The sequence below is a fragment of the Actinomycetota bacterium genome, assembly GCA_035540895.1.
Taxonomy (GTDB): Bacteria; Actinomycetota; JAICYB01; order JAICYB01; family JAICYB01; genus DATLFR01.
Genome location: DATLFR010000086.1, coordinates 1 through 6713, shown reverse-complemented (window position 1 = coordinate 6713; position 6713 = coordinate 1). Strand labels below are relative to the sequence as shown.

The following is a 6713-nucleotide window of genomic DNA, read 5'->3' as shown; positions in this document are numbered from 1 at the left end:
GTTGGTGACCGGCTGGTCCCAGAACTCGCTGCGCACGCGCACGTCCGGCGAAGTGACCAGCGTCCCGCCGGTGGCGGGGATGGCGTCGGCGAGTCCGTACCCCTGCCGCTCCCAGTTGGGCGCGTCCGGCTTGCCGGCGATCGGCGGGCCGGACCGCGGTGACATGTTCCCGAGCCCGGCCTGGAAGACCATCCCCACCCCGCCGAACCGGTCCTCGGCGCGCCTGGCGAAGACGGCCGGGTAGTCCGCGTGAGCCTTGCCGGCGCCGGCGGAGACGCTGACCGCGTGGGCGGCGTACGCGCCCACGGTGGCGATCGTCTGCTGGTCGCGGTCGAGGGCGCGGAACCAGGCGAGCGTCGGGTCCTCGGCCGAGCGGTAGTTGTCGCGGCGCTCGGAGTTGAACGCGCGCGCCAGCGTCTCCCCGGCGACGATCGTCGCGGGCCGCATCGACGCGAGGGCGTCGGCGACCGACCTCTTCATCGCCTCCGCGACCTGCTCGTGGTACCACCGCGGCACCCCGCCCCACCCGCCGATGAAGTCGGGCGCGGTGTGGGAGTGGGTGGAGGCGAAGACGAACGACGAGGGGGTCGCGCCGAGCGCGGCGTAGTCCTCGGCGAGGTCGTTGGCCAGGTCGAAGGCCCCGCACCCGGGACACATCGTCCGGTACTCGCCGAAGTAGTAGACGGCGTCGAGGATGGTCAGGACGACGAGCTGTCCGCCCCGGGAGACGGCGACCGACCGGCTCCAGAGTCCGTAGCCGCCGTCGTCCTCGTCGTCCCAGGTCCGGACCGGGTTCGTCGGCCCGATCCCGTACCCGCCCATGTAGATGCAGTTCGGGTTCTCGGCCCACGGACCGCCCGAGAAGTCCGCGACGTGGTCCGCCGAGGACTGCGGGTTGGTGATCACCGCGCAACCTTCCCTCTGCCAGACCTCGCCCTCGGCGGCGTCCGGCTGGGGCTTGATGCTCACCTTCGCCGCGCCCACGAGCGCCTCGTCGGCGCCGAGCGCCTCGCCGGTGCCGACCCCTGCGTCCGCGAGCGACACGGGGACCGCGTTCCCGACCGCGAGCGTCGCGCCGGGATCGGCCCCGGGTACGGGAGCCAGGCCGATCCCGGCCCAGGCCGCACCTACGACGAGCATGGAGCTTACGAAGACGGTCAGGACGTGGCGGACGCGCATGTGGTGGAACCTCCCCAGGTGGACACGGTGACGCGTCAGGGTTCGGCGCGCGGTGCCCGCGTTCCTGCCCCCGAGGGCAGGAACTCATGTTTCCGGTCCCGCAGTACGATGCTTGAAGCGTGAGCACAGGAGGGGACGTGCCCATCCGGGTCCTGGTGGCCGACGACGAGCCCGCCGTCCGGGAGGTCCTGTCCGACCTGCTGGCCGGCTCCGGCGGCTTCGAGCTGGTCGGCCTGGCCGAGGACACCGACCGGGCCGTGAAGCTGTCCGTGCAGCAGCACCCGGACGTGGTCCTGCTCGACGTTCGGATGCGTCCAAGCGGGGGCCCGGCTGCGACGCGCGAGATCCTGGCCGTCTCCCCCGGCACGCGGGTGGTGGCGCTCTCCGCGTACTCGGACCAGAGCACGGTCCTCGAGATGCTGCAGGCGGGGGCCGTCGGGTACGTCGTCAAAGGATCGGAGCACGAGGACGTGACCGGCGCCGTCCGCCGGGCGGCCCATGGCGAGGCGTCGATCTCGATAGAGACGCTGCGCGCGCTGGTGGACGGCCCCGGACGGGGTCCGGCCCCCCGCGCGGCGACCTCGCCCGACCGGGGCGGGCGTCGCCGGCGGGTAGGGACGATGGTGCGGGCGCAGGAGGACGAGCGGAAGAGGATCGCCGGCGATATCCACGACGACTCCCTCCAGATCATGGCGGTCGCCGCCATGCGCCTCGGCATGGTGCAGGACCGAGTCGGCGACCCCGACGTCCGCAAGGCGCTGGAACAGACCCGTCAGAGCGTCCAGGACGCGGTCGCGCGCCTGCGGCACCTCCTGTTCGAGCTGCGTCCGCGCACCCTCGAGCTCGAAGGGCTCGTCCCCGCGCTGCAGACCTACCTGGAGGAGACCCTGCACGAGTCCGGGACGGGGTTCTCCCTCTCCGACCGGCTCCCCGAGCCCCCACCCCCGGACACCGGCGCCGTCGTCTACAGGATCGCCCAGGAAGCGCTGATCAACGTGCGGAAGCACGCCCGGGCGACGAACGTCCAGGTCGACCTGGAGCCGTCGGACGACGGGGTCCTCGTCAGGGTCACCGACGACGGGACCGGTTTTGACACCGCGGCGACGCCGGAGACCGGTCACCTCGGCCTGGCGTCGATCCGCGAGCGCGCGGAGATGGCCGAGGGGTGGGCGCGTATCTCGAGCGAGCCCGGAACCGGCACCGTGGTCGAGGCATGGGTCCCGTTCATCGGGGACGGCCCGGCTCCCTGACCGCGTAGGCTGTAGGGGCACCGCGACGAAGCGCCTACGGGGAGGTCCGCATGGCTAACCACGACAAGCTGTACATCGACGGCGCCTGGGTCCCGTCGACCGGCAGCGAGACCATCGACGTCTTGAACCCGGCCACGGAGGAGGTCATCGCCCAGATCCCCGCCGGGACCCCCGACGACATCGACGCCGCCGTCCGGGCCGCCCACCGAGCCTTCGAGACGTGGTCGCAGACCTCCGTCCCCGACCGGGCGAAGGTCCTGCAGCAGATCAACGAGGGCCTCACCGCCCGCATGAACGAGATCACCGAGACCTACTGCCGCGACGTGGGGGCCATGCCTTTCGGGCTGGCCACCGTCGTGCAGGCCGGGCTCCCGATGACGATCTCCGGGACCTACGCGCAGATCCTCAACGAGTTCCCCTTCGAGGAGGAGGTCGGGAACTCGAAGATCGTGCGGGAGCCGGTCGGGGTCGTCGGCTGCATCACCCCGTGGAACTACCCCCTGCACCAGATCGTGAACAAGGTCGTGCCCGCGCTCGGCGCGGGCTGCACGGTGGTCCTGAAGCCGTCCGAGGTCGCTCCGCTCGCCGCCTACATCCTCGCCGAGATCCTGGACGAGATCGGTCTTCCGGCGGGCGTCTTCAACATGGTGACGGGGACGGGTCCGGTGGTCGGCGAGGCGCTCGTCGCCCACCCCCTCGTCGACATGGTGTCGTTCACCGGCTCGACCCGGGCCGGCAAGCGGGTGGCCGAGGTGGCCTCCCAGGACGTGAAGCGGGTCCAGCTCGAGCTCGGGGGGAAGTCCCCCAACGTCATCCTCGACGACGCCGACCTCGCCAAGGCCGTGACCACGGGCGTCAACTTCGCCTTCCTCAACGGCGGTCAGACCTGCACCGCCTGGACCCGGATGCTCGTCCCGCAGGACCGCCTCGACGAGGTCGTCGAGCTCGCGAAGAAGGCGGCCGAGTCGTTCAAGGTGGGCGACCCCATGGACCCGGACACCAAGCTGGGGCCGATGGTCTCCAAGGCCCAGCAGGAGAGGGTGCTGTCCTACATCCGTCGGGGCATCGAGGAGGGAGCCACGCTCGTGACGGGCGGGGACGAGCCTCCCATCGAGAAGGGTTACTTCGTCCAGCCGACGGTCTTCTCGAACGTCCGCAACGACATGACGATCGCCCAGGACGAGATCTTCGGACCGGTGCTCTCGATCATCCCCTACACCGACGAGGAGGAGGCCGTCCGGATCGCGAACGACACGATCTACGGGCTGGCCGCCGCCGTCTGGTCGGGTGACACCGACCGCGCCCTGCGGGTGGCCAAGCGGATCCGCGCGGGACAGGTCGATATCAATGGGGGCAGCTTCAACCCCGTCGCCCCGTTCGGCGGGTTCAAGCAGTCCGGCTACGGACGGGAGCTCGGCCGGTGGGGTCTCGAGGAGTTCCTCGAGATCAAGTCGATGCAGCTCTAACCCGAGAAGGCGGGGAGGATCTCGGACACGAACGTGTCCATCCTCTCCTGCCCCTCGGACGGCCACCCCACCGTCAGGTAGGAGAAGCCCGCCTCGGACAGCTCCTCGATGCGGCGCCGGACGCTGTCCCACGGCTCCGAGAGTGAGAGCGCGGTGGACCGCGCGATCGTCGCCGGGTCGCGTCCCGCCTCCTCGGCGTGGCGGTCGATCGCCTGCGACTTCCGGGTGAGGTCGGCTACGTTCCCGAACCCGTGCCAGACGTCGGCGTGACGGGCGACGAGCGGGAGCATCCCGCGCTCCCCTCCTCCCCCGATCCAGATCGGGGGGTGCGGCTGCTGGATCGGACGCGGCCGGTACGTCGCGTCCTTCAGCTCGTAGTGGGCTCCCGAGAACGTGGCTCCGTCGGTGGTCCACAGGAGCTTGGTCAGCTGGAGGGCCTCGTCCAGCCGCTCGATACGCTCCCGCGGGCCGGGGAAGGGCACCCCCAGCTCGGTGTGCTCCTGCTCGTACCAGGCGGCCCCGATCGCGAACTCGAGCCGCCCCCCGGAGACGTGGTCGACCGTGACCGCCTCGGTCGCGAGGATGGACGGGTGTCGGTACGTGACCCCGGTCACCAGCACGCCCAGCCGGATGCGCTCGGTCGTCGCGGCGAGCGCGGCGAGGAGGGTCCAGGCCTCGAAGCACGGGCCGGTCGGGTCGCCGTAGAGCGCCTTGAAGTGGTCGAAGACCCAGGCTCCGTCGAACCCGGCCTCCTCCGCGTACCGAGCCCGGCGGACGATCTCGTCCCAGGTGAGCTGGTGCTGGCTGATGTCGAGCCCGAACCTCATCGGGCCCAACCCTATCCGAAGCGGTCGAGCAGGATCTGCGCCACGTACCCGGCGACGAGCAGCATCCCGGCCGCGAGCTGGAGGTTCACCCCCGTGCCCATGTAGGGCATGAGCTCGTACGGGGAGTCGTAGTGGTCACGCAGCCCGCGGAAGACCTTCATCGCCATAGGGATCGTCACCAGGGCGGCCAGCGTCGGGACCGGCATGAGACCGGCGGCCACCCCGACCAGCACCCACCCGTAGATCACCGCGGCGGCGATCGCGTACCCGGTGGTGACCGTGCTGGGAGCCAGCCTCACGGGCAGCGTGCGCTTGCCGACGGCGGCGTCCCCCGCGCGATCCGGGACCTCGTTCACGTAGAGGATCAGCGCGACCAGGAGTCCTATGGGGACCGACGCGTAGAGCGCCTCCGCCGAGTACCGCTGGGCCTGGACGAAGTACGCCCCGAGCACGACGATCGGGCCGAACCCGGCTCCCACGGCGATCTCGCCCAGCGCGCGGTGCACGAGACGCAGGGGAGGCGCCGTGTACGCGACGCTGATCGCGACCCCCACGGCCCCGAGCCAGAAGAGCGGCCAGAAGCCCCGCTGCGCGGCCAGGTACAGCCCGATGCCGATCCCGGACAGGTAGAAGGCGGACGAGAGCACGGCCAGGGTGCGCAGCTTGACCAGCCCGTAGTGGACGACGCGGGAGCCCCCGCTGAACTGGGTCGGACTGTCGTTGGCCGCATCGGCCCCGGACATGGTGTCGAAGACGTCGTTGGCCACGTTCAGTCCGAGGTGGATCAGGACGGCGCCGATCAGCGTCCAGAGGGCGAGTCCCAGGTCGAACCGTCCGTTGTGCGCGGCCACCGCCACGCCCAGGAAGACGGGGACGGCGGTCGCGGTCACGAACGGGAGCCGGGTCGCCCGGAGCGCGAGCCACCCGAAGCTCAGCCTGGGCCGGACCGGCTCCCCGCGGTCCGCGCTCAGCTCCCCCAGGTACTCCTGGGCCCGGGGCACGCCTCGCTCCGAGTAGCGGACGAAGTGGAGGTCCTGCTCGTCCCAGGCGTACCCCCGGGAGCCGACCACCTCGTAGCGCCCGTCGGCCGGACGCAGCCGACCGGTGAGGGACACGTAGCGCCGCTCGTCGTACCCGACCCCGGGCTGCGGCCTGATGTGGCTGAAGATCACGTTCACGTCCCGGTCGGTGGGGAACGGCTCGGCGGTGGTGTCCAGGACGACCACTCCGCGGGAGCGCGACCACCGGAACCCGGTCGCCACGCTGGTCGGGTACCCGTCGTCCTCGACCCACGAGACGACGGCGTGCTCGTACCCCTCCTCCAGCTTGCCGAGGACCTCCTGGGAGACCGTCAACTCGTCACCCCCTCGTACACCTGCGCCGGCCGGTCCGTCCGCCCGTCCGTCCAGACGAGGACACGCCGCGGGACCACCTCGATGAGCGCCCGCTCCCAGAAGAGCGGGAGGGCCACCCGCTTCGCCAGCAGGGAGGCGACCATGGGCTCCTTCGCGGTCCACAGGGGCAGGATCCGCTCCCAGTCGCGGTGCAGGTCCCCTTCGTGGACGGTCGCGTCCCCCTGGACGGTGACGCGGTGGAAGGCGTCCAGCCCCGGACATGCCGCCGGGTCGGTCACCGCGACCGAGACGCGGGGGTTCGCCTTCACGTGGCGCAGCTTGCGCGAGAACAGCACGCTCGAGGTCATGTAGATCCGCTCTCCGTCGTAGAGCGGGATCATCGGGTGGGTGATGGGCCGGCCCTCGGGGCCGATGACCGTGAACTCGCAGACGAGCGCCGCCCCCAGGACCTGCTCCGCCTGCTCGGGAAGGGCTCCCATGGCTGCCTCCTCCATCTTGAGCGCTTGCTCAACTCTATGTGAACCATATCACGAGCGCCGCCGCCCGGTAGGTATGGCCCAGCCCGCGGGCCGGCGACTAGCCCTCGAAGCGGGACGCCCAGGCGCGGAGGTCCACGTTGCCCCCCGAGAGCAGGAG

General features: G+C 71.2%; 6 protein-coding genes. 2 read left to right on the top strand and 4 right to left on the bottom strand.

The features are described 5' to 3' along the window. A partial coding sequence (locus VM840_05185) for a hypothetical protein (GenBank protein HVL80968.1) occupies positions 1 to 1179 on the bottom strand: 1179 nt, incomplete at its 3' end. A gap of 137 nt (positions 1180 to 1316) precedes the next feature. On the opposite strand from VM840_05185, the gene VM840_05180 reads away from it, so the two are divergent. Both VM840_05180 and VM840_05175 read left to right on the top strand, forming a co-directional pair. Beyond that, positions 1317 to 2429 carry a response regulator gene (locus VM840_05180; protein ID HVL80967.1) on the top strand — a complete coding sequence of 371 codons (1113 nt, stop codon included), beginning with the start codon at positions 1317 to 1319 and terminating at the stop codon, positions 2427 to 2429. Positions 2430 to 2479: 50 nt separating this feature from the next. After that, positions 2480 to 3895 carry an aldehyde dehydrogenase family protein gene (locus VM840_05175; protein HVL80966.1) on the top strand — a complete coding sequence of 472 codons (1416 nt, stop codon included), beginning with the start codon at positions 2480 to 2482 and terminating at the stop codon, positions 3893 to 3895. On the opposite strand, the gene VM840_05170 is transcribed toward VM840_05175, so the two are convergent. Genes VM840_05170 through VM840_05160 form a run of 3 tightly spaced genes read right to left on the bottom strand, consistent with a single transcriptional unit; the run spans position 3892 to position 6556 of the window. Beyond that, a complete protein-coding gene (locus VM840_05170) occupies positions 3892 to 4722 on the bottom strand; it encodes a TIGR03560 family F420-dependent LLM class oxidoreductase (GenBank protein HVL80965.1) in 831 nt (276 codons plus the stop codon). The two genes, VM840_05175 and VM840_05170, sit on opposite strands and share 4 nt — an antisense overlap. Positions 4723 to 4733: 11 nt before the next feature. Then, positions 4734 to 6077, bottom strand: a complete 1344-nt coding sequence (locus VM840_05165) for a prenyltransferase (protein ID HVL80964.1) — start codon at positions 6075 to 6077, stop codon at positions 4734 to 4736. Next, a complete protein-coding gene (locus VM840_05160) occupies positions 6074 to 6556 on the bottom strand; it encodes a pyridoxamine 5'-phosphate oxidase family protein (GenBank protein ID HVL80963.1) in 483 nt (160 codons plus the stop codon). Before VM840_05160 ends, VM840_05165 begins: the two co-directional genes overlap by 4 nt. Positions 6557 to 6713: the final 157 nt, after the last annotated feature.

Excerpts from the sequence above, each read along its gene's own strand:
- VM840_05175 (HVL80966.1), top strand. The coding sequence starts at position 2,480 with ATGGCTAACCACGACAAGCTGTACATCGACGGCGCCTGGGTCCCGTCG.
- VM840_05170 (HVL80965.1), bottom strand. The coding sequence starts at position 4,722 with ATGAGGTTCGGGCTCGACATCAGCCAGCACCAGCTCACCTGGGACGAG.
- VM840_05160 (HVL80963.1), bottom strand. The coding sequence starts at position 6,556 with ATGGGAGCCCTTCCCGAGCAGGCGGAGCAGGTCCTGGGGGCGGCGCTC.